Source organism: Streptomyces rectiviolaceus (assembly GCF_039533825.1).
Taxonomy (GTDB): Bacteria; Actinomycetota; Actinomycetes; order Streptomycetales; family Streptomycetaceae; genus Streptomyces; species Streptomyces rectiviolaceus.
In genome coordinates this window covers 67,154-92,035 of sequence record NZ_BAAAUG010000019.1, presented here as the reverse complement: position 1 = coordinate 92,035, position 24,882 = coordinate 67,154, and the positions used below count along the sequence as shown (strand labels likewise).

Here is a 24,882-nt window from a genome sequence, read left to right as displayed (position 1 = left end):
GCCCCCCTCAGCACCGCACCCCCCACCCCCCGCTCCCCGACCCTCGCCCCCCTCCTCGCCTCCCTCCTCGGTTTCACCGTCATCACCGTCGACGTTTCCGCCGTGAACATCGCGCTGCCCGACATCCGCTCCTCCCTCCACGGCGGCATGGCGGGACTGCAGTGGGTCGTGGACGCGTACACGCTGATGTTCGCCGCCCTCATGCTCTCCGCGGGGGCCCTCGCCGACCGGGCGGGAGCGCGGCGGGCCTACGCCTGGGGAGTGGGTCTCTTCACCCTCGCCTCGCTGGCCTGCGCCCTTGCCCCCGGCATAGGCGCGCTCATCGCCGCCCGCACGGCGCAGGGCGGGGCCGCGGCCATCGTCATGCCCGCGTCGCTCGCGCTGATCCGGCAGGCGTACGACGACCCCAAGCGCCGCGCACGCGCCATCGCGCTGTGGACGGTGGGCGGCTCCGTGGCCATGGCCGCCGGGCCCGTACTCGGCGGCGTACTCACCGAGGCGGCGGGCTGGCGTGCCGTGTTCCTCCTCAACTTGCCCATCGGAGCGGTGATCCTCGCCCTCCTCGCCCGCACCGCCCCCTCCTCACGGCGCCCCGCGCCCCTCGACCTCGCCGGTCAGGCCACGGCCGTACTCGCCCTCGCGGGCCTCGCGTTCGCCGTCATCGAGGGCGGGCACCTGGGGTGGACCAGCGCGCCGGTGCTCGGCGCCGCCGCCCTCGCCGTCGCGGCGGGCTTCGGCTTCCACGCCGCCGAGAAGCGGCACAGCGCGCCCATGGTCCCGCTCGGCCTGCTGCGCGAGCGGAAGGTCGGCGTCTCGCTTGCGGTCGGCTTCGCCGTCAACGCGGGCTTCTACGGGATCGTCTTCCTGCTCGGGCTCTACTTCCAGCAACTGCGCGGGATGTCGGCGGTCGCGGCGGGCCTGATGTTCGTGCCCCTGGCCGTCATCATCACGTCCACGAACCTCGTCTCGCCGCGCATGGCCGAGCGAATCGGGCGTCGCCGGGTCATCGTGGCGGGCCAAGCGGTGCTCGCGCTCGCGATGTTCGTCCTCCTGCCGCTGGCCGCGGACACCCCGCTCTGGCTGGTGCTCGTCCTGCTCATCCCCACCGGCATGGGCGGCGCGTTCGCGGTCCCCGCGTTGACCGCCCTGCTGATGGACGCCGTCCCCGCCCACCGCGCGGGAACGGCATCCGGCCTGCTCAACGCCCTGCGCCAGACGGGCGGCGCGATGGCGGTCGCGCTGTTCGGCGCACTCCTGGCATCCGAAAGCGGGACGGGCTTCTCGCTCACCGGGATGCGGAGCGCTCTCCTCGCCGTGGGCCTGCTGCTGTGCGCGACGACGATGCTGGCGGCTTGGCTGCTGCCGCGAGACGGGCGCTGAACCCGCCCTTCCGTGCACCCCTGCACCACCGCCAGATACGTACGTGACGACCGCCCCCGACAGAAAGCGGTGGGCGCGCGGCCTCCGCACGGCTACCGTCGCCCGCATGCGACGACAAGCTGAACAAGATCCCGCCACCCCCGGCCCTGTCACACCCGACGACCTCGACCGAGCGGTCCAGCTCGCCCTCGCCACCCTCCGCGAAGCGCCCCCGACGGCCTGGGACGGCAAGGCGGGAACGCTGGAGTGGGACTGCTGGGAAACCGTGGAGCACCTCGCCGACGACCTCTTCGCCTACGCGGCCCAACTCGGCCCGAAGCAACCGCCCATGGACGACGAGATCCCCTTCATCTGGGAGTCCCGCAGGCCCGGCGGCCCCGCCAACGCCATCCACGCGGACCGGGCCGCGGGCCCGGCCGGACTGCTCCAGGTCCTGGAGGCGAGCGGCGCCTTCCTGATCGCCATGGTGCGCACGACGCCCCCCACGATCCGCTCGTACCACGGCTACGGGGTCTCGGACCCTGAGGGCTTCGCGGCGATGGGGGCCGTGGAAACCCTGGTCCACATGTACGACTTGGCCGCGGGCCTGGGGCTGAAGTGGACCCCGCCCGCCGATGTGTGCGCCCGGGTCCTCCACCGCCTGTTCCCGGACGCCCCGTCGGACGAGGAGCCGTGGTCGGCCCTGCTGTGGGCCACCGGGCGCGGGGAACTGCCGGGACGGGCCCGGCTCACATCCTGGCGTTGGTACGGGGAGCCTCGGCCCTAGAGATGAAGGCGGTCCAAGTGGCGGGTGTGACCGTGAGGTTGGGGCCTTCGGGGTTCTTGGAGTCGCGTACGTGGATGGCGTGGGGGCAGGGCGATACCTCTACGCATTCGCCGCCCTCGCCGCCGCTGTGGCTGGACTTGCGCCAGGTGTACGCGACTTCGAGGCATTCGCCTCCCGCGCCGCCGCTGTAGCTGGACTTGAACCAGTCGAGCTGCTCGGTGTTCATCGCTCCCCCAGAATCTTCTCGATCAGGGCCAGGGACTCCCGAGGGTTGAGAGCCAGTGCGCGCATAATCCCATAGCGGTCGACGATGAGCCGGACCTCTTCCGGATCGGTGATCAGCTTGGGGTACCCCTGAACTTCTGTGTACGCCACCTGCTGGTGGCCCTTCGGCGTCAGTAGATTGAACGCGCCGTCCATGTTGGGATGTTCCTCGCGATTGGTCGGCAGCACTTGGATCTCGACGTTCCGCATCCGGCCGTAGCGCAGCAGTTGCCGCAACTGGACCTCGTGTACGTCCCGTCCGCCAATCGGCCGTTGCAGAACCACCTCCTCCAGTACGTAACTACAGGCGGGCGACGGCCAGCGCTCGAAGATCTGCTGGCGCGCAAGGCGGTCGGAGACCCGCTTCTCGATGGCCTCCTCGGCCAGCAGCGGACGCCAGTTGGAGAAGACCGCTCTCGCGTAATCCTCCGTCTGGAGCAGGCCCGGCACCCCTTGATTGGCGTAGTGATGCAGCTCAACTGCGTCCGCCTCCAGCTTCGCGTACCCCCGATACCAATCCGGGTGCCTGGTCCGCGACCTTTTCTGTGCCTCCCGTACGTCATCAATCACCGCGATCAGCAGGCCACCTGCCCCCAGCAGCGGGTCGGCCAGCTCCAAGAACTCGGGCTGCGGAGTGCGAACTCCCCGCTCCATGGCGGAGATCAGGTCCTCTCCGCAGTGCGCGCGTGAGCCAAGTTCCTTCTGGCTCAACCCTGCGCCGATGCGCAGCACCTTGATCTGCTTGCCGACGGCCCGGAAGAGATGGGCCGTGCCGTCCTCCTCGGCGGGCCGCTCCGGTCGCCGCTCTTCAGGTTCCGTGTTCGCCATGCCCGTACCGCCTTCGCGTGCGCCCAATGGTCACGGCCGACGACCCGACAAGCAGCACAAGGCAGCCGTACAGCTACGCTCCGTCGCGGCGTCGTACCTGGTCAGCCTAGAACGCACCGACCACGCTCAGTGACATGGAATCCCAAATCTCCACCCCCCAAATGCAGTTCGCGCAGCGACTCAGCCCCACCCGAAGAGGCGCCCGCCTGGCCCGCAGGCTGGTGGCCCACCAGCTGTACCTCTGGGGGATCCCCCACGGCAGCGACCTCTCCGACGCGGCAGCGCACGTCACTGCCGAGCTGGCGGCCAACGCCGTCACGCACGGCCACGTACCCGGAAGGGACTTCGAACTCCGTCTCACCTACGCGCGGCCGTCGCGCACGCTGCGTATCGAGGTGTCGGACGCGCGGGGCGACCGCGTTCCGGAGCTGCGCCGGCCGGATCCCGAGGCGGAGACGGGCCGGGGGCTGCGGCTCGTCGAAGCGACCGCCGCAACGTGGGGCGTCACGGAGCGCCGGATCGGCAAGACGGTCTGGGCCGAGCTCCGAGCTCCGAGCCCCGAGCTCTCTTTTGCAAGGAGTGGTTGGGAGGGTTGAACCCACCCTCCCGCCCTGCCTGAGACGGATCAACTCCCCGCCGCACCAGGGGAGATGACAGTTTGTGTTCAGGTTGCGACCGAGCGTCGATGTGCTCTAGGTTCGCGACAACAAACGACCCCGGTCGGTGCTGGAACACCGGGTCCGGGGTCTACCCAACGAGATCGCAAGTCTGAAGGAAACGATCCGATGGCTTCCACTGAGCCTAGCTCCCTCCTGCCCGCGCCCGCACACCCCATGGCCAACCCGGGGTACGGGAAACGCCTGGCGCCCGGCCAAGAGCGGCCCCGACGCACCGACTTCGAACGTCTACCCAAGCGTGAAGCGGCGATCGCCGGGTTCATCGACCGTTTGCCCGAGGGTGCGGCGATGGACCACAAGACGCTCGCCAAGCACATCGCCGGGTACGGCCAGGCCGCTGTCCGCAGTGCGCTGAAGGCCCTGGCCCACGCCGGGCATCTGCGCCGCATCAAAGAGCAGGTCGTCCGCGAGGACGGCGCATGTCGCTGGGTGACCCGCACCTACTGGTCGCGCACGCCGCGTACGGCCGCCTGGTGGTGGGAGTTCTGCCGCAGCGTGCGCGGAGTGATGCTGGACGATCCGTACGGCGACGACGGCGACGGCGGCGGGGAGGGCAGCGGGGAGGGCGGACCACCGGCCGACGGGGTACCGCCGCCCCGCTCCACCGCGTACCGCGCACTCGCCGAACTCGGCCGCACTGAACCCCGCTTGACGCTCTCGGCGGCGGACTGTGAACGGCTCGAACCCCTCGCCGCCGCGTGGCTCGCGCGTGGCGCGACAGTGGCCCACCTGAACCACGCCCTGACCGCCGGTCTTCCGGAACCGCTCCACAATCCGGCCGGCATCGCGAAACGACGTCTGGAGGACAAGATGCCCCCTGAGATCAGCAAGAGCCACGGCCGCGAGACCGTACTGCGGCGCGTGATGGTCTGCCTGTTCTGTGAGACCACGGAGGAAGACGACCCGCTGGTCGACGGCATGTGCGCGGCCTGCGCCGCCGAGGACGAGTCGGATGTCCCGGACACCTTCCGCCCGGCACCCCGCCCGGCGGAGGTAGCCGCGTACGCGGACGCGGCGCGGGTGGCGGCGGGCCTGGCGCCCAGGGGGCGTGGATGAGATCACCATCACGGATCACGGGCAGCCTGCGGCTGTGCTGATCAATCCGCAGGAGCTGGCCGACCTGGAGGACGCCTTGGCGTTGGCGGAGTACCGGGCAGAGCAGGCCGTCGGCACCCCTGCCGGGATCCCTCACGAAGAGGCACGCGCTCGACTCGGTCTGGAGCGTGAGTGAGCTACCAGATCATCTGGCGCACGCGAGTGATCGATACCGCCACGCGATTCCTGAAAGACGACCCCGATGGCCTGCGGCAGCTTTTCGACGCGGTGGACCTGCTGGCGGACGACCCACGCCCAGCGGGCAGCGCCGCGTATGGCTCCCCCGATCTGAGGCGCATGCACGTCGGGCGGATGGGTTGATCCGGCCTGGGTCATCACTTGAACCCGACCGGACCGGGCACAGGATGTCGGGTCCGGCAGGGTGGGTCCTTCCTAGCGTGAGGAAGCGAAAGGGAAGGAGGCCGGGGTGCTGGAGCGGCTCAACCAGGCCATGGAGCACATCGAGCGTCACCTCGATCAGCGGATCGACGTGGCCGACCTGGCGCGGACGGCGGTGACGTCGGAGTACCACTTCCGGCGGCTGTTCTCCGCGCTGGCGGGGATGCCGCTGTCGGAGTACATCCGGCGCAGGCGGCTGACCGTCGCGGGTGCCGAGGTGCTGGCCGGGGAGCGGACCTTGCTCGAGGTCGCCGTGCGGTATGGCTACTCGTCGGGCGAGGCGTTCGCTCGGGCGTTCCGCGGGATGCACGGGGTCGGGCCCGGTGAGGCCAGGCGGAGCGGCGCGAGTCTGCACTCCCAGCCACGGATGTCCTTCCGCCTCGTCGTCGAAGGGAGCAGCAGCATGCGGTACCGGGTCGTGGACAGGGACGAGTTCCGTGTCGTGGGCAGGAAGGCGCGGGTCCCGCTCGTGCACGAGGGGATGAACCAGGACATCGCCGAGTTCATTCGAGGGCTCGGTCGGGAGACTCTGCGGCGCATCGAGAGCCTGTCGGACCAGGAGCCGGAGGGGATCGTCTCGGTCAGCGACAATCTCGACGAGAGCCGGGCCGAGGGGACCGAACTCGACTACTACCACGGCGTGGTGACCGGCGCCGCGGTGCCGGATGACATGGACGCGCTCACCGTCCCGGCCGGGTCGTGGGCCGTCTTCGAGAGCTCGGGGCCGTTCCCGCAGACGCTTCAGTACATGTGGCGGGACGTTTTCACGCAGTGGTTCCCGTCGAATCCGTACCGGAGCAGGCCGGGACCCGAGATCCTGCGGACCCGCCTCTCGGACGACGGGACGCGGGCGGAGGCCGAGCTGTGGATCCCGGTGGAGCGGACGGCGGCGGTCTGAGCCCGAGCGCCTGCCGAGATCTCGACTTACAGTGAGGAAATGGCTACAAATGGTCACATAGCCGCCGCCCGCGTGGCCACCCTCGCCGCCCTCACCGCCCTCACCCCCTTTCTCGCGGCGCCCGCCGCGGACCCGCCCGATCTGACGAGGTTCTACGGCCAGAGCATCTCCTGGGAGAACTGCGGCGATGAGATGGAGCAGGAGGCGCGCCGCACCTGGGCGGCCAGTACCGACACCCTGCCCGCAGGCATCGCCCTCTTCGAGTGCGGCAACGTCGAGGTGCCGCGCGACTACGCGGATCCGAGCGGCAAGGCGGGCACGGCCAGGATCGGCATGCTCAGGCTCAGGGCCACCGACACCGAGCGGCGCATCGGCTCGCTCGTCCTCAACTTCGGCGGCCCGGGCCTCTCGGGCCGTTTCGCCCTGAACAGCCACGTGCCCCAACTGTCCCGCCTGAACAAGCGGTTCGACCTGGTGGCGCACGATCCGCGCGGAGTGGCCGACAGCGATCCGGTGCTGTGCCAAGACCCGCCCGACGGCTCCACGGCCGACTCCGGCCACGACCAGACCCCGGACAACGCCGGTGAGGCCGAACGGATCGCCGAGGCGCAGCGCACGACGAACGCCCGCTGCGACCAGAAGGAGACGGCGAAGGTCCTGCCCTGGGTCGGCACCACCAACTCGGCCCGCGACCTCGACGTCATGCGCGCCGCGCTAGGCGACGACAAGCTCGACTACCTGGGCTTCTCCTACGGAACCAAGCTGGGCGCCAATTACCTGCATCAATTCCCCGACAGGGCAGGGCATTTCGTCCTCGACGGCGTCGACGACCCCACGCTGGACACGCACGGCGTCGCGCTGGCCAATACGAAGGCGTTCCAGCAGGCCCTGGACGACTTCCTCGCCGACTGCGTCGGGCGCGGCGCGCGCGAGTGTCCGCTGGGCACGACCCCGCGGGCCGCGACGGCCAAGGTGAACGCCATGTTCACCGCGCTCGACCAGAAGCCGCTCAAGACCGGTACGGGCGAACTCGATCAGGCCACGTTCACGCAGGTCGTCCAGAAGGCTCTGTACAGCAAGGCCAAGGGCTGGCCGGACCTCCGAGCCGCCCTGGCGGACCTCGCGGCACGCAACGACGCGACGAGCATGGCCGAACTCGGCGGCCGGCCGGTCGGCGGCCTGGCGGCTCCCCGCGCACCGGCCGCCGTGGACGAGCGGGACCAGGAGGAGCAGGACTCCCTGCGCGCGATCAGCTGCCGGGACACCGGTGAACGCCCCACGCCGCAGGACTTCCTGGACGCCGTCGACGAGTTCACCCAGGCGTCCCCGGTCTTCGGCCGCCGCACCGCCGCGAGCATGCTGCAATGCACGGGCTGGCCCGTCCCCGGCGACGACACCTCACGTCAGGTGAAGGCCGACAACGCACCGGCGGCCTTGCTCGTCGGCACCCGCGGCGACCCCGCCACGCCCTACGAGGGCACAGCGCACATGGCCGACGCGCTGGACAACGGCAGCGGGATCCTCACGTACGAGGGGGAAGGGCATGGTGCGTACGTCACCGACAGCGACTGCGTCCACGAGCACGTGGACCGCTTCCTCGCCGAGGGGAAGCTGCCCCCGCAGGACACCACCTGCCGGTGACGGGGCAGGGTCACCGCAGCGCGTGCGACGTCCTGCCCGATGCCTCGTCGATCTCGTCGTGCGCCTTCGTCAGGAGCCGCATCGCCAGTTCGTTCAGCGCCCGCGCGCCCGCGATCTCCTCGCCGACCCGCGGCTGCGAGGAGTCGGAAGGGTGCCTGCTCGCGTAGCCGTGCGCCCGCACCTCATTGCCGTCGGGTAGGCGTACGAGGGCGGCGGCACGGGTGCGGTGGGCGTCCTCCTCGAACTCCATCTCCACGTGCCATCCCACAGTGGTCTCCATCATCACCATCACCTCCGGAGCGCCTGCTTCCAGGGTGCGCCCGGCCGCCCGCCGTGGTCCAGCGGGCGGCTCGGGTGGCTACTGGCGGGATCGGGTGACTACGGGCAGTTACCTCGCGCCGCCTTCCCCGCGAAGCGGTCCGCCAGCCAGTTCGCTGCCAGCGGCGACTGCGTGATGACCCCGGAGACGTGTTCGCCAAGGGGCACGGTGTGCCACTCCACGTTCGCGCCCCTGGCGCACCAGTCCTTGCGGACCTGCTTGCCCACGCCGTACGGGATCAGCTCGTCGGTGATCACGTGGTACTGGTACACCGGCGCGTCCGGAGCCCGTGTGCCGACCGTCGACTCGCGCAGACGCTGCTGCCAGTCGGGCTGGTCGAGGGGGTTCTTCACCGTCATGTCGGAGATCTTCTTGAACGCGCCGAGCACCGCGCCGTCCGCCACGCAGCTGTTGCGCAGCGTGCCGATCAGCTTCTTGCCCGCCGGGTTCAGATACGACTCCAGGTTCAGCTCGGGGAAGGCCGCGTCCTGGCCGATCGCGGCCATGAAGATCAGGCCGGAGCCGTACGAACCGTCGTTGAAGTCCGCCGTCTTCATCAGGTCGCCGGGAACGCCGCCGGTGGCCGTGCCCTTGACCTTCAGGTCGGGGGCGTACGAACCGTGCAGCTCGGCCGCCCAGCTGGAAGCCTGGCCGCCCTGCGAGTAGCCCATGATGCCGACCGGGGTGTCCTCGCCGAGCCCCGCCTCCGGGAGGCGGATGGCGGCGCGGGCGGCGTCGAGCATGGCCTGTCCCTCGGCCTTGCCGACCGTGTAGGTGTGGTCGCCGGGGGTGCCGAGACCTTCGTAGTCCGTCACCGCCACCGCCCAGCCGCGCAGGGTGAGTTGCTGGATGAGGTTGGCCTCAAGGGCCGTCCCCCGGGGGAAGCCGGCGCTCGAGGCGCAGTGATCGCCCATGCCGATCGTCCCGACGGCGTACGTGATGAGGGGGCGGGGTCCCTTCCTGCCGTCCTGCGGCACGATGACCGTTCCGGAGACGGTGTTCGGCTCGCCTTTCGCCGTCGTCGAGCGGTAGTTGACCTTCCAGGCCTTGGTGTGGGTCGGCTGGCCGGGGAGGGGATGGAAACTGCTGGGTGCGGAACTGACGATGTCACCGGGCGCGGAGGCGTCCGCCGGAGCGGCCTGCGCCGTCACCGGGGTGACGGCCGACAGACCGAGCGCGGCCACCACGGCCAGGGCTCTTGCGCTGGTACGTACGTGCATGCGGCTCTCCCAACTGTCCTCAGGTGCTGGGGTGTTCAGGCGATGACCGTAGTGACTGGCGAGTAAGTTCGGCGCTGGCGGGAGCGCTCAGCTTTGTTGACCCTGATTCTCATAGCGGTACGCCCCGGGCGTCGTCCCCGTCCACCGCCGGAACGCCCGGTGGAAGGCCGTGTCCTCGGAGAACCCGAGCCGTGCCGCGAGCTCGGCTATCGGCTCCGCCCCCTCGGCGAGCCCCGCGATGGCCGCGTCACGTCGCACGGCGTCCTTCAACTGCTGGTAGGAGGTGGACTCCTGGGCGAGGCGGCGCCGCAGCGTCGCGGGGCTCACCGCGAGGCGGGCGGCGATCTCGCCGAGGGAGGGCAGCCGGGGAGAGGTGCGCAGCGTGCGGGCGAGCGCGCGCCGCACCTGCTCGGCGACCGTCGTTCCGTACTCGCGCCGGGAGAGGAGATCGAACGGCGCACGGTTGAGCATCTGCTCCAGCGCCGCCTCGTCCCGGATCAGCGGGGCGGTCAGCCAGTGCTCGTCGAACCCGGCACCGGTGCGTGGCGCGCCGAAGGAGACCGGGCAGCCGAAGAGGAGTCCGTACTCGTCCTTGTGCGGGGGCGGCGGATGCCCGAACTCGGCCCAGTGGAGGGGGATGCGGCGCCCGATCAGCCAGCTGCACAGCCGGTGCCAGATGATGACGAGGCACTCGGCGAGGAAGTAGTCGTGTTCGAGGTCGTTGCGCACGGCGAAGACGGCGCTTCCGGTGCCGCGGTGTTCGAGCGTGAGGTCGGGGCCGCCAGGAAAGAGGCCGTAGAAGGTGACGCCCCGCTCCATCGCGGCGCCGAGATCGCGGCAGCCGAGGGACGCGTGGCACATCATCGCGAAGGTGCCGGGCCTGCTGACGGCCGAACCGAGGCCGAGGAACTCGTCGCCGGTGGCGCGGTACAGCTCCCGGAAGAGGCGGGCGAACTGGACCTCGGTGATGCGGGCCCGGTCGTCGCCGAGGAGGAGCGGGGGGATCTGGGCGGTGCGGAGCAGCGGGACGGTGTCGATTCCGTGCCGTTCGGCGCCGTGCAGCATGGCGCGGACGTGGTGGACGGTGATGGTCCTGCTGGGCATGGGGCTTCCTTCCCCGTCCCGCCCCTTCTCGAACTCGGGCGCGCCGACGGGGGTGTCACGAAGGGGGACGGCAGGGACGGCAGGGACGGCGGGGACGGCGGGGGGCGATGGGGCGTGGGAGGTGCACCTCCCACGCCCCACCCTCCCTCAGCGGTCAGACGCCGGAAAGACCCGCGAGCACCCCGAAGCCGACGGGCAGCAGGAAGGCGATGCGCCCGTACTCGGGCCGCCCCTTGTCCGCCCGGCGCAGGAACGTCGCGAATCCGGCGGTGACGATGCCGAACGTCACCGCGTACAGCAGGGTGTCCGTGGTCGACATCCCGCCCCAGCCGTCGGACAGCAGCGCGGTGAGCGCCATCGCGCCCCCGAACAGTGCCGCACCGGCCAGCGCGTCATCGCCGGTGAACACCAGCGGCGCCGTGCTGCCGTGCCGCTCCTTGCGCCAGACCTGGAAGACCAGGACGGCGACAAGGACGACCTCGGCGGCCACGGCCAGCATGAACGAAGCCTTGAATGTGGTCTCCATGGGTCACTCAGCCGCAGGCGGTGGCGATGGTGGAGATGCCGGTGACCTCGCCGAAGATGGCGACGAGCAGCTTGATCCGCTCCTCCTTGTTGCCGGCCTGCACGATGAGCTTGGCGCCCTTGAGCACGCCGCCGAACTTGGTGGCCTTGGTGACGAGGAGGGCGTTGCCCGCGATGAAGGCGCCGATCGCGCCCACGCACTTGGTCACCTTCCAGGCGGTGTCCCAGCCGCGCAACTGCACGCCCTGCGGTGCGAGCTGGGCGAGCGCCGCCTTCTGCGCCGCCTCGTCGCCCGGGTACATCGCCTCGACGAGCTGCTGGGTCGTCGGGTTCTGGGGAAGCGCCCCCAGTCGCTCCTCCAGACCCTCCTCGACGATCTCCGGCACGCCCGCGTCCTCGGCGACGGCGGTCAGGACACCCGCCGCGGCCCTCTGTTCGGCGGCACGGGCGTTGGCGGCCTCGGTGGCGGAGGCGATCGGTCCGGTCGCGGCGAGCGCGAGGGCAGCGGTGACGGAGAGCGCGGCGGTGCGCAGGACGTTTCTCGATATGGACATGTGTGTTCCCCTTTTTGTTCATCGCGACGCGATGGCCGACACCGGTCGGTTCCGCCCTGGTCAGGGGCGGTTGAGGCGTCGGGCTTGGGAGGGATACTGGTGCCGGGGCCCCTGGGGCAACAAGGGTTTTGAGGATCTTCTGAGGCTCGACCGCCGCGCTGAGCTCCCCGGCCAACTCCGCTGACGCTTCCCGTCATCCCGCGACGGGCGGCACTGTCCCTAGCGTCATAGGCATGCAGCCGACGGAGCGTCCCGAGACCCTGGCCGTCCTCACCGAGTGGGCGGCCGACCGCCACGGCGAGCGGCCCGCCCTCCGCTTCAAGTCCGAAGGCGGGGCGTGGGAGAACGTCTCGTACGAGCAACTGCGCTCGCGCGTAAGGGACTTCGGGCAGGAGCTCCTCGCGCTCGGCGTCCGCCCGGACGACCGCGTGGCGATCCTCGCCGAGACCCGCCCCGAGTGGACCTACGCCCACTTCGCCACCTTCGCGGCAGGCGCGGTGGTCGTGCCCGTCTACCCGACGGCGGGCGACGAGGAGGTCGAGTGGGTCATCGGTGACTCCGACGCCTCGGTGGTGATCTGTGAGAACGCCGCACAGGCGGCGAAGATCGAGCGTCTGCGGACCGGGCTGCCCGGCGTGCGGCACGTGCTGCTCATGACGGAACGGGAGCGGCCCACCGAATCGGCCCCGGAACCGGGCCCGCCGGACGCCCTGTTGGACCGTGCCCGGACCCGCACGCCCGCCGACCTGGCCACCATCATCTACACCTCCGGCACCACCGGCCTGCCCAAGGGCTGCCTCCTGACCCACGGCAACCTGGGCGCCGTCCAGTCCGCCACCCTCCCCCTGATCGAGGGCGGCCCCGGAGACTGCACGTATCTCTATCTCCCGCTCGCCCATCTCCTGGCCCAGCTCATCGAGTTCACGACCCTCATCGAAGGCGGCGAACTCTGCTTCTTCGGCGGGAAGATCGAGAACGTCGTCGCCGAGCTGGCCGAGGCGAAGCCCACGCATCTGCCGTCCGTGCCGCGCCTGTTCGAGAAGGTGTACTCCGTGGTGCTCTCCCTCGCGGAGTCCCAGGACGGGGGCCGCGAACGCTTCGAGGAAGCGGTGCGCATCGGGGTCCTCGCGGCGGACGGCGTCCTGCCGCCCGATCTCCAGGACGCGTACGAGGCCGCCGACAAGGCCCTCTACGACCTGGTCCGGCAGGCGCTCGGAGGGCGCGTGCGGTGGGCGCTGACCGGCGGCGCCCCGATCGCGCCGCACGTCATCGACTTCCTGCGGGCCTGCGGCATCGCGGTTTACGAGGGGTACGGGATGACCGAGTCGGCCGGTGTCATCAGCCTCAACCACCCGGGCGCGGTCCGTTACGGCACGGTCGGCCGCCCCGTCGAGGGCTGCGAGGTCCGCATCGCCGACGACGGAGAGGTCCTGGCCCGGGGCGAGATGGTCTTCCCCGGCTACCATGCGGACCCGGCCGCGACCCGCGACGCCCTGGACGACGAAGGCTGGCTGCACACCGGCGACCTGGGTGCCGTGGACGCCGACGGCTATCTCAGCATCACCGGCCGCAAGAAGGACCTGATCATCACCTCCGGCGGCAAGAACCTCACCCCGTCCCTCGGTGAACTGGCCCTCCAGCGCTCACGTTTCGTGTCCCGCGCGGTGATGGTGGGCGACAATCGCCCCTACCCGGTGGCCCTGATCACGCTGGACGCGGAGGAGATCAGCGGCTGGGCGGGGCGGGAGGGCGTGGCGCTGACCGAGCCGCCCTCGCGGGACCCCCGCGTCCGCGCCCTGGTGCAGGAGGTGGTGGACGCGGCCAACGCGACGGTCTCGCGCCCGGCCCGCATGCGCGAATTCGCCCTGCTCGACGAGGACTTCACGGTGGAGGGCGGGCTGCTCACACCGAGCCTGAAGGTGCGCAGGCGGGCGGTGACGGAGCGGTACGCCGCTGTGGTCGAGGAGTTGTACGAAGGGCTGCGCGAGGGGTCGCACGAGGGGCCGCGCGAGACGGGCGGCCCGGCGGCTACGCCACCCCTGCCAGACGCAACAGCGCCGTAGTAGCCGCCGCGCCGACCACGACCACGGCGAAGGGCGCCTTCCGCCAGGCGAGCACCCCGCCGGCCAGCACGCCGATGGGCCGCGCCCACCCGGCGAAACCGTGCCCCTCGGTGAGCGCACCGGTGGCGAGCAGCGCGACGAGCAGGACGGTGGCCCCGACCGTCAGCAATTCCTGGAAGCGGGCGGGGAGTTCGACCCGTCCGTGCAGCAGGGGGCCCGCGAGGCGGAAGGCATACGTTCCCGCGGCGAGCACGAGGACGCAGGCGAGGTAGGCGTTCACGAGTCGCTCCTCTGGGTGGCGGGGCTGTCGGGTCGGGTGGGGCGCGCGGGGCGGGTCGGTCCGCGCCGGGCCGCGAGCAGGCCGAGCAGGGCAAGGAGCACGGGCACTCCGGCGGGCAGCACACGCGCGGCGGCGACGGCGATCACGGCACCGGCTGCCGCGGCCCGCCGCGTCATGCTGTCGGCGCGCAGGGCGGGCAGCACCAGGGCGAGGAGCACCGCGGGGAACGCGGCGTCGAGCCCGAAGCGGGCGGTGTCGCCGATGGCGGAACCGGCGAGGGCGCCTCCGAGCACGCTGATGTTCCATACGGCGAACAGCCCGAGCCCGGATATCCAGAACGCGGCCTTGCGCCGCTTCTGGTCGGGCTGCGCGAGGACGAAGGCCGCCGTTTCATCGGTGATCAAATGGGCACCCAGCAGCCGCGCGGTCCAAGACCGTCCCAGGCTGTCGGCGACGGCCAGGCTGAACGCCGCCGTGCGGGAGTTGAGCAGCAGGCCGGTGGCCGCCGCGGCCACCGGACCGCCGCCGGCGACGAGGATCCCGATCGCGCTGAACTGGGCGGAGCCCGCGTACACGAGCAGCGACATCAGGACCGGCACCCAGACGGGCAGGCCGCCCGCGACGGCGATCGCGCCGAAGGAGAGACCGACGACGGCGTCGGCGAGCCAGACGAGCGCGATGTCGCGCAGGACGCCGCGTGGCAGGTGGGAGAGGCGGACGAAACCGTCGTTCGTTCGCTCTGGTGGGCTGTCTGTTCGGTGTGACGAACGCATACGTCGTAGGATGGGTGGTGTGACGAACGTTCGTCAAGCCGAACGATGTGTTCGCTACGTCAAACGACAGCTGAGGGGCGAGGGAGCTCGGGACATGACGCCGGACAGGGCCGACGAGAGCGTGGGCGCGGGCGAAGGGCAGGCGGCGGGTGCCCCCACCCCCTCCCGCCTGCCTCGCGAATGGGTCGCCGCCGCTCTGCGGCGTGAGCGTGCCAAGGTCGGGATCTCGCTCTCCGAGCTGGCCAAGCGGGCCGGGATCGCGAAGTCGACGCTCTCCCAGCTGGAGGCGGCCACCGGCAATCCCGGCATCGAGACGCTGTGGGCCCTCGCCGTGGCGCTCGGTGTGCCGTTCAGCGTGCTCGTGGAGTCACCGGCCCCCGCCGTGACGGTGATCCGGGCGGGGGAGGGGCCGACTGTGGAGGCCGAACAGGCCTCGTACACGGGGACGTTGCTCTCCTCCGGGCCCGCTGGCGTGCGGCGTGACATCTACCGCATCACGGTGGACCCCGGCTCCGCGCGCGAGTCGGACGCGCACATTCCTGGGACCGTGGAGCACCTGATCGTCTCCACGGGACGGCTTCTCGCGGGCCCCAGCGATGCGACGGTGGAGCTGTCCGCCGGTGACTACATGTCGTACCGGGGAGACGTCCCGCATCTCTACGAGGCGCTGGATCCGGGCACGACGTTCGTCCTGGTCATGCAGCACAACTAGACCGCTCGGCCGTGCCCCCGTAGGGGCGCGGGGAACTGCGCGACCAGCCACGACGGCGCCGCGGTCGAGGAGGAGCCCGGCTACGTCCCCTTCCGAGGCCTAGAGGCCAGCAACTGCTCGCGCAGGGCCGTCAGTTGATGTGATGTCTCCACCGCGAGGGCCTCGTCCAGCGTGGCCAGAGCGAGAAGCAGCGCGTCCGCCACGACAAGGGCGGTCAAGGCTTCGGTCGTGATGCCGGTAGGCGTATGCGGTGCCGTCAGGACCGCGTCCACCCGTGATCCGTACAGCTCCGCCAGCTCGTCGGTGACCAGGATGACCCGCGCCCCCACCGCCCGGGCCCGCTCTATCAGGACCGTCAGTTCGGTCAGCGCACGCCCCGGCTGGAAGATCACCACCACGTCGCCCTGCCGCACGGCGAGCAGACGGTCGGCGAGGGCGAACCCGGTGTCCCCGAAGTAGCGGGCCCGGCGGCCGATCCTGCCGAGCGCCAACGCCAGGTGCCGTGCGGCGAGTTCGGATGCCGCGATGCCGTAGCAGTGGATCTCCGCGGCCTGGGCGAGGAACCCCACCGCGTCGCGCAGCGCATCGCCCGGCGTCAGGCGCCGCGCGTGCTCGATGCGCTCCTGGGCCTCGTCGAAGACGTCGCCCCAGATGCCGTCCAGGTCCCGGCCCACGTGCGCGATGCGCTGCTGCAGGCGCACCTCGGGCGGCACCGCCGACGTGAAGTCCGACGTCAGCTCCCGCTTGAGCGCGGGCAGCCCCGCGTAGCCGAGGCGCTGCAGGGCGCGGACGACCGTCGCGTTGCTGGTGCCGCTCGCCGTGCCCAGCTCCTGGGCGCCGGCGAAGAGCAGCGCCTCGACGGGGGCGCTGACCAGGTACTGGGCGACGGCGCGCTCGGACGTCGAGAGCGTCTCCCACTGGTCGCGCACCGCGGCCCGCAGCCGTGCGAGCCCCGCCCCGCCTGCCGCGGCCGACCCCGTCTGATCCTCTGAAATTTCCATTACAGCTATTGACTCTCGTGTGATGGCCGTTACTCTCCTGGCAACGCATTCCAAAAGGAGAGATTCCTGCAATCGACGTTACAGGACGGTTGACGGAAGCTCTCCGCCGCGAGGAGAAGAATGGCACCCCGCACCGCCCCCGCCGCCCCCGAACGCTCCGAACGTTCCCTCCCGCTCATCGAGATATCCGGCACCTCCGTCGAGCGCGGCCACCAGTACGGCGAAGCCGTCCGCCCCCAGCTGCACGCCGCCCTCGCCTACTACGAGGAGGCGTTCGGCCAGTCGTCGGGCCTGACCTGGAACGAGGTCACCACCCGCGCCGCCCGCTGGCTGGAGCCCGTCCGCGACTACGCTCCCCACCTCCTGGAGGAGATGCGCGGCATCGCCGAAGGCGCCGGAGTGGACCTCAACGACATCCTCGCCCTCAACGCCCGCGGCGAGGTCATCTACGACCGCTCCTTCGCCGCGATGAAAGCCAAGGACGAGGAGCCCGCCGAGGGCTGCACCTCCTTCGCCGCGTACGGAGAGGCCAGCGGGGACGGCCATGTCTGGGCGGGGCAGAACTGGGACTGGCGGGCCGGGGTCGCCGACACCGTCGTCATGCTGCGCGTCGTCCAGCCCCCGCACCCGACCCTGATCATGCAGGTCGAGGCGGGCCAGATCGGCCGCCAGGGCGCCAACTCGGCGGGCATCGCGCTCAACGCGAACGGCCTCGGCGGGCGCTTCAGCGACGCGATCGGCCTCCCCCAGACCGTCGTACGCCGCAGCGTCCTGGACCAGCACACCATCACCGACGCCCTCGAAGTGCTCTGCCGCACCCGCGCGCACATCGCCTCCAACGCCCTCCTCACCTGCCGCGAGGGCTTCGCCGTCGACCTGGAGACGACACCCGCCGGGCACGGCTGGATGTACCCCACCGACGGCCTCCTCGTGCACGGCAATCACTACCAGGCGGGCATCCCGGCCGCGATCGTCGCCAACTACCGCCCCATGTCGTCGGATTCGCTCGTCCGCGTCCCCCGCGCGGAACAGGGCCTCAGGGCCCTGCGCTCCTCCACCGGCGCGGACGAGTCGCGCAAGCTGATCAAGCAGGCCATGTCCGACCACCTCGGCCACCCCGAGGGGCTCTGCACCCACCCCGACCCGCGCAAGCCAGAGGTCAAGCACTGGATGACGCTCGTCTCCTCCTGCGTGGACCTGACCAGCGGCGACTACCACGTCACCGCGGGCACCCCCTGCGACCGCGACTACCAGCACATGCCCTGGAACCTCTACGACGGCCCGTACGGAGACAACAGATGACGACCACTACCGGTACGCAAAAGGGCCAGGGGCGGCGGCCGGTGGTCGCCGGACTCGCCGCGGTCACGCTCCTCGTCACCACCGCCGGATGCAGCGGCGCCGACACGGCAGCCACCGGCGGCAAGCCCGCCGACGCCGCGAAGCTGAAGCTGAGCGCGACGACCGCCGCCGCCAAGGGCACGCTGGACAAGGCGAACTGGCTCCTGGAGGACGAGCCGGACTCCCTCGACCTCGACACCCAGGGAACCAGCGCGGGCCGAGTCGTCCTGACGAACGTCTGCGAGCGGCTGTACCAACTGCAGCCCGACATGACGACGAAGCCCTTCCTCGCCGAGAAGGCCGATGCCCCCGACGACAAGACCCTCGTCCTGACCGTCAGGGACGGCGTCACCTTCCATGACGGGTCGAAGCTGACCGCGGACGACGTGCTGTGGTCGCTGAAGCGGCACGCCGATCCGGACATGGAGCAGGCCGACGAGTTCGGCAACGTCAAGTCCATGAAGAAGACGGGCGACCGCGAGATCACCATCCGCTTCAAGTCTCCCGACGCGCTCTTCACGAAGGCACTCGCCGGCGACGCGGGCATCGTCTGGAACAAGGAGCAAGTGACCTCCGCGGGCAAGGACTTCGGCACCCCTGGACAGGGCGACGCGTGCAGCGGCCCGTACGAGCTCAAGGGCTGGAAGTCCGGCGACTCGATCACCATCGAGGCGTACGGCGGCTACTGGGGCAAGAAGCCGCTGACCCGGCAGGTCGCCTTCCGCTGGGCCTCCGACAGCGCCCTGGTCAACGCCCTGAAGACGGGCGCCGCCGACGGGACGTACGCGGAATCCCCCAACACCGCGTCCGCCCTGCGCACCAGCAAGGGGCTCGACCAGCACTACGGCCCGTCCACCGCCTCGCTCGTGCTGATCCCGACGGCCCGCGGCGGCCTGAAGGACCCGCAGATCCGGCGGGCCCTGTCCCTCGCGATCGACCGGACGGGAATCGCGAAGTCGGGATACGGCGGTCTCGTCCAGCCGTGGGCCACACCGGTCGGCTCGGGCGCGTGGGGATACGAGAAGCCCGAATTCGCCGCCGCACAGAAGGAGTTGGACGTCGCCGCACCCGCCACCCCGACCGCCGACGACCTGGCCAAGGCCAAGGATCTCGTGAAGGAGGCGGGCGCACCCACCGACCCCATCGTGATCGGCACGGACAGCAGCCAGGGCCGCACGGTCGTCGCGAACGCGGTGCGCTCCGCGCTCCAGCGGATCGGCCTCAAGGGGCAGATCAAGACGGTGCCCACGGCCCAGTTCGAGGAGTTCTACAGCGATCCGGCGGCGCGGGCCGACATCGATGTGCTGGTCGGCGACTGGTACATCTCCAAGGCCGACCCCATGGGCTTCTACGACAACGGCCTCTCCGACTCCCCGAACAACTGGGTGGGCTTCAAGGACGCCACGTACGACAAGAAGGTCCGTCAGGCGCTGAGCACCCTGGACGACGCGAAGCGGGCCGAGCTCGCGATCGACGTACAGAAGAGGTTCGTGGACGCGGGGGTCTGGATCTCGGTCGCGCAGGTCCCATCGGCGCTCGTCGTCTCCGACAAGCTGACCGGGCCCCCGGCCTCGCAGGCCTATCTCTACTACCCGTGGGCCGCTGAACTCGGCCTGAAGAAAGGCTAGGTGAGGGTCGTGCTCGCTCGGATCTCACGTCGGCTCGCGGGTCTCCTCGCCACCCTCTTCGCCGCCTCCTTCGTCATCTTCGCCGCCGTGTACGCGGCTCCGGGCGACCCGGCGGTGTTCCTCGCGGGCGGCAGGGACAAGCTGACGCCGGAGCGCCTGGCCCAGGTCCGCTCGCAGTACCACCTGGACGAGCCGCTGGTGGTCCAGTACGGCCGGTGGCTGTGGGACTGCGTCCACTTCGACCTGGGGCGCTCCTTCAAGTACAGCGACCAGGTGGCGGACCTGGTGACGGCCCGCTTCCCGACCACGCTCCAACTCGTCGCGTACGCCACGGTGTTGTTCGTCGTCCTGGGCGTCGGAGCCGGAATCCTGGCCGCCGTGAAGCGATCCACGTGGGTCGACTCGGCGGTGGTGGGCGGCACGACGCTCGCGGCGTCGGTCCCTTCGTTCGTGGCGGCCATCGCCCTGGTCTCGCTCTTCGGCGTGCAGCTGGGGTGGTTCCCGGTCTCGGGCTCCGGAGAGGGCTTCGGCGGCACCCTGCACCACCTGACCCTCCCCGCCCTGTCCCTTGCGCTCGGCGCGCTGGCCATCATCAGCCGGGTCACCCGGCAGGCGATGGCGGACGCCGCCGCGTCGGACCACGTGGAAGCGGCGCGAGCGTCAGGCGTCCCGGAGCGGGACATCATCCGGCGGCACGTCCTGCGCAACGCCCTCGGGCCGATCATCACCATGTGCGGACTCGTCATGGCGGGAATGCTGGCGGGCACGGTGGTCGTGGAGACGGCTTTCGGCATCAGCGGCATCGGTTCGCTCCTCGTGGGCGCGATCAATACGCATGACTTCCCGGTGGCGCAGGCGGTCCTGCTGCTCATGGTCACCGGCTACATCGTGGTGACGACGCTGGTGGACGTGGTCCACCCGCTGCTCGACCCGCGCGTGAAGGAGGCACGTTCCTGATGGCTTCCGCTTCTACTGCCAACGCTGTGGCGCTCGCGCCCTTGGTCGTACGCCGCCGGCGCCCCGTCGGGGTGATGGTGGCCGCGGGCCTGCTCGGTCTGGTCGTACTGGCAGCGGTGTTCGCCCCGCTGCTCGCGCCCTACGCCCCGGACACCATCGACCTCTCGGCCTCACTGGTCGGGACATCGGGCGACCACCTCCTCGGCACGGACTCGTCCGGCCAGGACCTGCTGTCACGCGCGCTGTACGGAACCCGCACCAGCCTGATCGCGCCGATCCTGCTCCTCGCCGTCGCCGCCGTACTCGGCGTCACACTCGGGGTGCTCGCCGCCTGGCGCGGGGGATGGGTGGACGCGCTGGTCTCGCGGATCACGGACGTGATGTACGCCTTCCCCGGCCTGCTGTTCACCGTCCTGATCATCGCCGTCTTCGGCGCCGGGATGACGACATCGGTACTGGCACTGGGCCTCGCCTTCACCCCCACGATCGCCAAGTACGTGCGCTCGCTGGCCCTTTCGGAGGCCCGCAAGCCGTACGTCGACGCCTACCGGGTGCAGGGGATGGGCGGCGCACGGATCTGCGTCGCGCACCTGGTGCCGAACCTGGGCCGCGCGATCCTCGGCTACCTGGTGGTGCTTTTCGGGGAAGCCCTCATGTCGCTCGCGACCCTCTCGTACCTGGGCTTCGGCGCCCAACCACCGTCATCCGACTGGGGGTTGATGGTGCAGGAGGGACAGGCGGCCGTGGTCCAGGGCGCACTGCTCCCGGCTCTCGTCCCGGGCACGGCCATCGCCCTGGTCGTCGTGTCCTTCAACGTGGTCGGGGTCTGGGCCGCCGACCGGCTAGGGAGGCAGTGACCCATGCTGCTCGAGATCGAAGACCTCACCCTGCGGATTCCGGGCGCGGCGCGGCCGCTCCTGGATTCGGTGTCCCTCACCGTGCGGCCCGGCGAAGTCGTCGGCCTGGTCGGCGAGTCGGGGTCGGGCAAGTCGACCACGGCGAAGGCGGCGCTCGGCCTGCTTCCGACGGGGGCGGTGACGTCGGGCTCCGTCCACGTGAACGGCACCGAAGTCCTCACCCTCACGGGCGAGTCCCTGCGCACACACCGCGCGCGGACGGTGGCCATGGTCCACCAGGACCCCCGCGCCGCCCTCAACCCGGTGCGCCGCATCGGCGACTTCCTGGTCGAGAGGGGAGCGACGCGCGAACGAGCGGTCGAGCTCCTGGACGCCGTCGGCCTCTCGGACCCCGAACACCGCGTACGCCAGCGCCCGCACGAACTCTCCGGCGGCATGCTGCAACGCGTCGTCATCGCGGGCGCGCTCGCGGCCGAGCCGAGCCTGCTCCTGGCGGACGAGGCGACCAGCGCGCTCGACGTCACGACGCAGGCGGAGATCCTGGCCCTCCTGCGCCAACTCCGCGCCACCCGGGACCTGGGCCTGCTCTTCATCACCCACGACCTGCACCTGGCAGCGGCGTACTGCGACCGCGTATACGTCATGTACGCGGGCCGTGTGGTGGAACAGCGCTCGGCGAAGGCCCTCTTCGACACCCCGGCACACCCCTACACAAGGGGCCTGCTCTCCTGCTCGCCCACCCTGGGCGACACGACCCACACCCTCCACCCGATCCCGGGCCGTCCCCCGTCCCTGTCGGACACGTTCACGGGCTGCCCGTTCGTGTCGCGGTGCGGGGAGTCGGAGGAGTCGTGCGAAACGTGGGAGCCGGAGCAACTGGACCTCCCTGACGGAGGAACGGCGGCCTGTCCTGTCGTCGTACCCGTTGTGCCCAAGATGCCGGGTACCGATACAACAGAGGTGAACCACTGATGCCCCAGGACCTGCTGGCGGTAACCGGCCTCAGCAAGAGCTACCCGCTGCCGGGCGGCGGCCGCCACCAGGCGGCCGACAACGTGACGTTCACGGTCCAACCGGGCGGCGCCATAGGCATTGTGGGCGAATCGGGCTCGGGCAAGACGACAGTGGCCCGCATGCTGGTGGGCCTGGCCCGCCAGGACTCCGGCACGGTGACGGTGAATGACCGCCCCCGCGAGGCCCGTACGCCCCGAAAGCGAACCGCACGCCTGGCCAGGGCCAGGGAGATCCAGATGGTCTTCCAGGACCCCTACCTCTCCCTGGACCCCCGCCTCACCTCCACCCAGTGCCTGAGCACGGCCCTGGCCCTGCACGGCAGGGACGAGAAGCTGGCGGCAGGGCTCCTGGACCAGGTGGGCCTCGGCGCCCGCGAGGCCGGCGCCCGCCCCCGCGAACTCTCCGGCGGCCAGCGCCAACGCCTGGCCATCGCGAGGGCGCTTGCGGTGGACCCCCAAGTGCTCGTCCTGGACGAGGCGGTGGCTGCCCTGGACGTGTCGATCCAGGCCCAGATCCTCCAACTGCTCGGCGAGATCCGCCGGGACACCGGGGTGGCCCTGGTCTTCGTCAGCCACGACCTGGCTGTCGTCCAGCACATCACCGACGAGGTCCTGGTGATGCGCCGGGGAAAGGTGGTGGAACAGGGCCCGACCGAACGGGTCCTGGCGGCGCCGGAGAACCCGTACACAACCCTGCTCCTGGCCTCGGTCCCAAGAGAGGGCTGGAACCCCCAGGACGCGATCAGCGCCCCGTAAGGGGCGCGGGGAACTGCGCGCCCAGCCCCCACCCACCGGCACCCGTTAGGGGCGCGGGGAACTGCGCGCCAGCCCCCACCCACCCGCACCCGTTAGGGGCGCGGGGAACTGCGCGCCCAGCCCCCACCCACCCGCAGAGAAAAGAGCCCCCAAGGCCCAGGGGCCAGAAAAAGGCAGGAGCCCCGCCTTCCCGCTCACGCGGGGAGGCAGGGCTCCTTGGGTACTGCTATCCATGTCCGGATCAAGTCACCGGAACTGTCACACACCCCATCTGCATGGGGTGCCCCACTACTGGGGGGTGACGTTCTCCGCCTGCGGACCCTTCGGGCCCTGCGTGACGTCGAAGCTCACGGCCTGGTTCTCCTCAAGGGAGCGGAAGCCGTTCGCGTTGATCGCGGAGTAGTGGACGAAGACGTCGGGGCCTCCGCCTTCCTGGGCGATGAATCCAAAGCCCTTTTCGGCGTTGAACCACTTCACGGTTCCGGTAGCCATAAGCCCTCCTTGGGCCAAAGGGTTGCCCTGCTCCAGAACCTGCGATTGTTGAAACAACTGCATAAGTCTGAAAACGACGAGAGCCTGCGGGTCACATGCTCCGCAGGCTCTGTACTGCAAGGGAAACCAAACTGCAACTTGCGGCGAGCTTAGCACGCAGGCAGCGGAATGCAATAGGGGGCTAGATCACGTCACCCGGATGTTTGACGGACCCCCCAGAGGGGTTGACGTACCAGGTCGAAAGCTCTTGACAAGGACGGGATCGGGGGCCCCGCTTTCTGCACCGTACCGCAAGGGGGCTAGCCTCCCCGATGTGGACAATTCTCCCGTTGACACCGTTGCCGGGGCGGGCTCTGATCAGCTCCCCGGCCCCCGTCGCACCCCCAGGCCGCGTGTCGGTCACATTCAGTTCCTGAACTGCATGCCTCTGTACTGGGGGCTCGCACGGACCGGAACGCTGCTCGACTTCGAGCTGACGAAGGACACCCCTGAGAAGCTCAGTGAGCAGCTGGTGCGCGGCGATCTCGATATCGCGCCCGTCACCCTCGTCGAGTTCCTCAAGAACGCCGACGATCTCGTCGCTTTCCCCGACCTCGCGGTCGGCTGCGACGGCCCCGTGATGTCCTGCGTGATCGTCTCGCAGGTCCCCCTCGACCAGCTGGACGGCGCCAGGGTCGCGCTCGGCTCGACCTCGCGCACCTCCGTGCGCCTGGCGCAGCTGCTGCTCGCCGAGCGCCACGGCGTGCGGCCCGACTACTACACGTGCCCGCCCGACCTCGGCCTGATGATGCAGGAGGCGGACGCCGCCGTGCTCATCGGGGACGCGGCGCTGCGGGCCAACCTGATCGACGGGCCGCGGCTCGGTCTGGACGTGTACGACCTGGGCCAGATGTGGAAGGACTGGACGGGTCTGCCGTTCGTCTTCGCGGTCTGGGCGGCCCGGCGGGACTACGTGGAGCGCGAGCCCGCCGTCGTGCACGCGGTGCACAAGGCGTTCCTCGCCTCGCGCGACCTCTCCCTCGAGGAGGTCGGCAAGGTCTCCGAGCAGGCCGCGCGCTGGGAGGCCTTCGACGCGGCCGTCCTCGAGCGGTACTTCACGACGCTGGACTTCCGGTTCGGGAGCGCGCAGTTGGAGGGCGTCGCGGAGTTCGCGCGCCGGGTGGGGGAGACGACGGGCTTCCCCGCGGACGTGCGGGTGGAGCTGCTGGGGTCGCATCCGTAGTACGCGATGTGCGGTGGGGCATGCCGGGGCCACGGGTCGTGCGCGCGGACTACGCTGAGCTGCAGACAATGCCAGCGGCCCGTGTGGCCGCGGCCGTGCGGCGCGTCCGGGGGAGGC

Annotated in this window: 28 protein-coding genes; 17 read left to right on the top strand and 11 right to left on the bottom strand. The window is 70.6% G+C overall.

Translation table 11 applies throughout. From position 1 onward, the window contains the following. A partial coding sequence (locus tag ABD378_RS04755; protein WP_344519111.1) for an MFS transporter occupies window positions 1-1,380 on the top strand: 1,380 nt, incomplete at its 5' end. 106 nt (window positions 1,381-1,486) lie between these two features. Next, window positions 1,487-2,146, top strand: coding sequence for a maleylpyruvate isomerase N-terminal domain-containing protein (locus ABD378_RS04750; protein WP_344519110.1), 660 nt, complete (start codon window positions 1,487-1,489; stop codon window positions 2,144-2,146). Here the strand turns inward: ABD378_RS04750 and ABD378_RS04745 are convergent. Together ABD378_RS04745 and ABD378_RS04740 are read right to left on the bottom strand one after the other, a co-directional pair. Continuing rightward, window positions 2,109-2,372: a DUF397 domain-containing protein gene (locus ABD378_RS04745; RefSeq protein ID WP_344519109.1), complete on the bottom strand. Its 264-nt coding sequence runs from the start codon at window positions 2,370-2,372 to the stop codon at window positions 2,109-2,111. The genes ABD378_RS04750 and ABD378_RS04745 overlap by 38 nt on opposite strands. Further along, a complete protein-coding gene (locus tag ABD378_RS04740; protein ID WP_344519108.1) occupies window positions 2,369-3,238 on the bottom strand; it encodes a helix-turn-helix domain-containing protein in 870 nt (289 codons plus the stop codon). Before ABD378_RS04740 ends, ABD378_RS04745 begins: the two co-directional genes overlap by 4 nt. Window positions 3,239-3,372: 134 nt before the next feature. On the opposite strand from ABD378_RS04740, the gene ABD378_RS04735 reads away from it, so the two are divergent. From ABD378_RS04735 to ABD378_RS04710, 6 genes are all read left to right on the top strand, one after another. Further along, on the top strand, window positions 3,373-3,834 hold the full coding sequence (locus tag ABD378_RS04735; RefSeq protein ID WP_344519107.1) for an ATP-binding protein: 462 nt from the start codon (window positions 3,373-3,375) through the stop codon (window positions 3,832-3,834). A 189-nt stretch (window positions 3,835-4,023) separates the two neighbouring features. Then, window positions 4,024-4,971, top strand: coding sequence for a hypothetical protein (locus tag ABD378_RS04730; protein WP_344519106.1), 948 nt, complete (start codon window positions 4,024-4,026; stop codon window positions 4,969-4,971). Next, window positions 4,964-5,146: a type II toxin-antitoxin system prevent-host-death family antitoxin gene (locus tag ABD378_RS04725; RefSeq protein WP_344519105.1), complete on the top strand. Its 183-nt coding sequence runs from the start codon at window positions 4,964-4,966 to the stop codon at window positions 5,144-5,146. Before ABD378_RS04730 ends, ABD378_RS04725 begins: the two co-directional genes overlap by 8 nt. Continuing rightward, complete coding sequence (locus ABD378_RS04720) at window positions 5,143-5,331, top strand: type II toxin-antitoxin system RelE/ParE family toxin (protein WP_344519104.1); 189 nt, start codon at window positions 5,143-5,145, stop codon at window positions 5,329-5,331. The genes ABD378_RS04725 and ABD378_RS04720 overlap by 4 nt, the downstream gene beginning before the upstream one ends. A 106-nt stretch (window positions 5,332-5,437) precedes the next feature. Next, window positions 5,438-6,307 (top strand): AraC family transcriptional regulator, encoded by an 870-nt coding sequence (locus ABD378_RS04715; protein ID WP_344519103.1) that lies wholly within the window; start codon window positions 5,438-5,440, stop codon window positions 6,305-6,307. Between the two features lie 39 nt (window positions 6,308-6,346). Continuing rightward, window positions 6,347-7,948 carry an alpha/beta hydrolase gene (locus tag ABD378_RS04710; RefSeq protein WP_344519102.1) on the top strand — a complete coding sequence of 534 codons (1,602 nt, stop codon included), beginning with the start codon at window positions 6,347-6,349 and terminating at the stop codon, window positions 7,946-7,948. 10 nt (window positions 7,949-7,958) lie between these two features. On the opposite strand, the gene ABD378_RS04705 is transcribed toward ABD378_RS04710, so the two are convergent. The 5 genes from ABD378_RS04705 to ABD378_RS04685 all read right to left on the bottom strand — a co-directional run bounded on the left by ABD378_RS04705 (window position 7,959) and on the right by ABD378_RS04685 (window position 11,670). Then, window positions 7,959-8,231 (bottom strand): DUF1876 domain-containing protein, encoded by a 273-nt coding sequence (locus tag ABD378_RS04705; RefSeq protein WP_344519100.1) that lies wholly within the window; start codon window positions 8,229-8,231, stop codon window positions 7,959-7,961. A gap of 95 nt (window positions 8,232-8,326) precedes the next feature. Continuing rightward, on the bottom strand, window positions 8,327-9,487 hold the full coding sequence (locus ABD378_RS04700) for a lipase family protein (protein ID WP_344519099.1): 1,161 nt from the start codon (window positions 9,485-9,487) through the stop codon (window positions 8,327-8,329). 87 nt (window positions 9,488-9,574) lie between these two features. After that, window positions 9,575-10,591: an AraC family transcriptional regulator gene (locus ABD378_RS04695; RefSeq protein ID WP_344519098.1), complete on the bottom strand. Its 1,017-nt coding sequence runs from the start codon at window positions 10,589-10,591 to the stop codon at window positions 9,575-9,577. A 154-nt stretch (window positions 10,592-10,745) separates the two neighbouring features. Beyond that, on the bottom strand, window positions 10,746-11,117 hold the full coding sequence (locus ABD378_RS04690) for a hypothetical protein (protein ID WP_344519097.1): 372 nt from the start codon (window positions 11,115-11,117) through the stop codon (window positions 10,746-10,748). A gap of 7 nt (window positions 11,118-11,124) precedes the next feature. Beyond that, window positions 11,125-11,670 (bottom strand): hypothetical protein, encoded by a 546-nt coding sequence (locus tag ABD378_RS04685; protein ID WP_344519096.1) that lies wholly within the window; start codon window positions 11,668-11,670, stop codon window positions 11,125-11,127. Between the two features lie 233 nt (window positions 11,671-11,903). Here ABD378_RS04685 and ABD378_RS04680 point away from each other — a divergent pair, with 233 nt between their 5' ends. Further along, on the top strand, window positions 11,904-13,733 hold the full coding sequence (locus ABD378_RS04680) for an AMP-dependent synthetase/ligase (protein WP_344519095.1): 1,830 nt from the start codon (window positions 11,904-11,906) through the stop codon (window positions 13,731-13,733). On the opposite strand, the gene ABD378_RS04675 is transcribed toward ABD378_RS04680, so the two are convergent. Together ABD378_RS04675 and ABD378_RS04670 are read right to left on the bottom strand one after the other, a co-directional pair. Continuing rightward, window positions 13,699-14,013: an AzlD domain-containing protein gene (locus ABD378_RS04675; RefSeq protein ID WP_344519094.1), complete on the bottom strand. Its 315-nt coding sequence runs from the start codon at window positions 14,011-14,013 to the stop codon at window positions 13,699-13,701. The two genes, ABD378_RS04680 and ABD378_RS04675, sit on opposite strands and share 35 nt — an antisense overlap. Then, window positions 14,010-14,786 (bottom strand): AzlC family ABC transporter permease, encoded by a 777-nt coding sequence (locus tag ABD378_RS04670; protein ID WP_344519093.1) that lies wholly within the window; start codon window positions 14,784-14,786, stop codon window positions 14,010-14,012. Before ABD378_RS04670 ends, ABD378_RS04675 begins: the two co-directional genes overlap by 4 nt. 94 nt (window positions 14,787-14,880) lie before the next feature. Here ABD378_RS04670 and ABD378_RS04665 point away from each other — a divergent pair, with 94 nt between their 5' ends. Next, complete coding sequence (locus tag ABD378_RS04665; RefSeq protein WP_344519092.1) at window positions 14,881-15,498, top strand: helix-turn-helix domain-containing protein; 618 nt, start codon at window positions 14,881-14,883, stop codon at window positions 15,496-15,498. A gap of 80 nt (window positions 15,499-15,578) precedes the next feature. Here the strand turns inward: ABD378_RS04665 and ABD378_RS04660 are convergent, their stop codons facing one another. Then, window positions 15,579-16,499, bottom strand: coding sequence for a MurR/RpiR family transcriptional regulator (locus tag ABD378_RS04660; RefSeq protein WP_344519091.1), 921 nt, complete (start codon window positions 16,497-16,499; stop codon window positions 15,579-15,581). Window positions 16,500-16,619: 120 nt separating this feature from the next. Between ABD378_RS04660 and ABD378_RS04655 the strand changes: the two genes are divergently transcribed. The 6 genes from ABD378_RS04655 to ABD378_RS04630 are packed head-to-tail and all read left to right on the top strand — an operon-like array spanning window position 16,620 to window position 23,051. Next, complete coding sequence (locus ABD378_RS04655) at window positions 16,620-17,801, top strand: C45 family autoproteolytic acyltransferase/hydrolase (protein ID WP_344519090.1); 1,182 nt, start codon at window positions 16,620-16,622, stop codon at window positions 17,799-17,801. Beyond that, window positions 17,798-19,468, top strand: a complete 1,671-nt coding sequence (locus tag ABD378_RS04650; protein WP_344519089.1) for an ABC transporter substrate-binding protein — start codon at window positions 17,798-17,800, stop codon at window positions 19,466-19,468. The genes ABD378_RS04655 and ABD378_RS04650 overlap by 4 nt, the downstream gene beginning before the upstream one ends. A 9-nt stretch (window positions 19,469-19,477) precedes the next feature. Then, complete coding sequence (locus ABD378_RS04645; protein ID WP_344519087.1) at window positions 19,478-20,425, top strand: ABC transporter permease; 948 nt, start codon at window positions 19,478-19,480, stop codon at window positions 20,423-20,425. Further along, complete coding sequence (locus tag ABD378_RS04640; protein ID WP_344519086.1) at window positions 20,425-21,282, top strand: ABC transporter permease; 858 nt, start codon at window positions 20,425-20,427, stop codon at window positions 21,280-21,282. The genes ABD378_RS04645 and ABD378_RS04640 overlap by 1 nt, the downstream gene beginning before the upstream one ends. A gap of 3 nt (window positions 21,283-21,285) precedes the next feature. Next, a complete protein-coding gene (locus ABD378_RS04635) occupies window positions 21,286-22,254 on the top strand; it encodes an ABC transporter ATP-binding protein (RefSeq protein WP_344519084.1) in 969 nt (322 codons plus the stop codon). After that, a complete protein-coding gene (locus ABD378_RS04630) occupies window positions 22,254-23,051 on the top strand; it encodes an ABC transporter ATP-binding protein (RefSeq protein ID WP_344519083.1) in 798 nt (265 codons plus the stop codon). The genes ABD378_RS04635 and ABD378_RS04630 overlap by 1 nt, the downstream gene beginning before the upstream one ends. Before the next feature lie 288 nt (window positions 23,052-23,339). On the opposite strand, the gene ABD378_RS04625 is transcribed toward ABD378_RS04630, so the two are convergent. Further along, the gene (locus ABD378_RS04625; RefSeq protein WP_018528239.1) at window positions 23,340-23,543 is read right to left on the bottom strand and encodes a cold-shock protein; all 204 of its coding nucleotides are present in this window, start codon (window positions 23,541-23,543) and stop codon (window positions 23,340-23,342) included. Between the two features lie 313 nt (window positions 23,544-23,856). Here ABD378_RS04625 and ABD378_RS04620 point away from each other — a divergent pair, with 313 nt between their 5' ends. Further along, on the top strand, window positions 23,857-24,765 hold the full coding sequence (locus ABD378_RS04620) for a menaquinone biosynthetic enzyme MqnA/MqnD family protein (protein WP_386544279.1): 909 nt from the start codon (window positions 23,857-23,859) through the stop codon (window positions 24,763-24,765). Window positions 24,766-24,882: the final 117 nt, after the last annotated feature.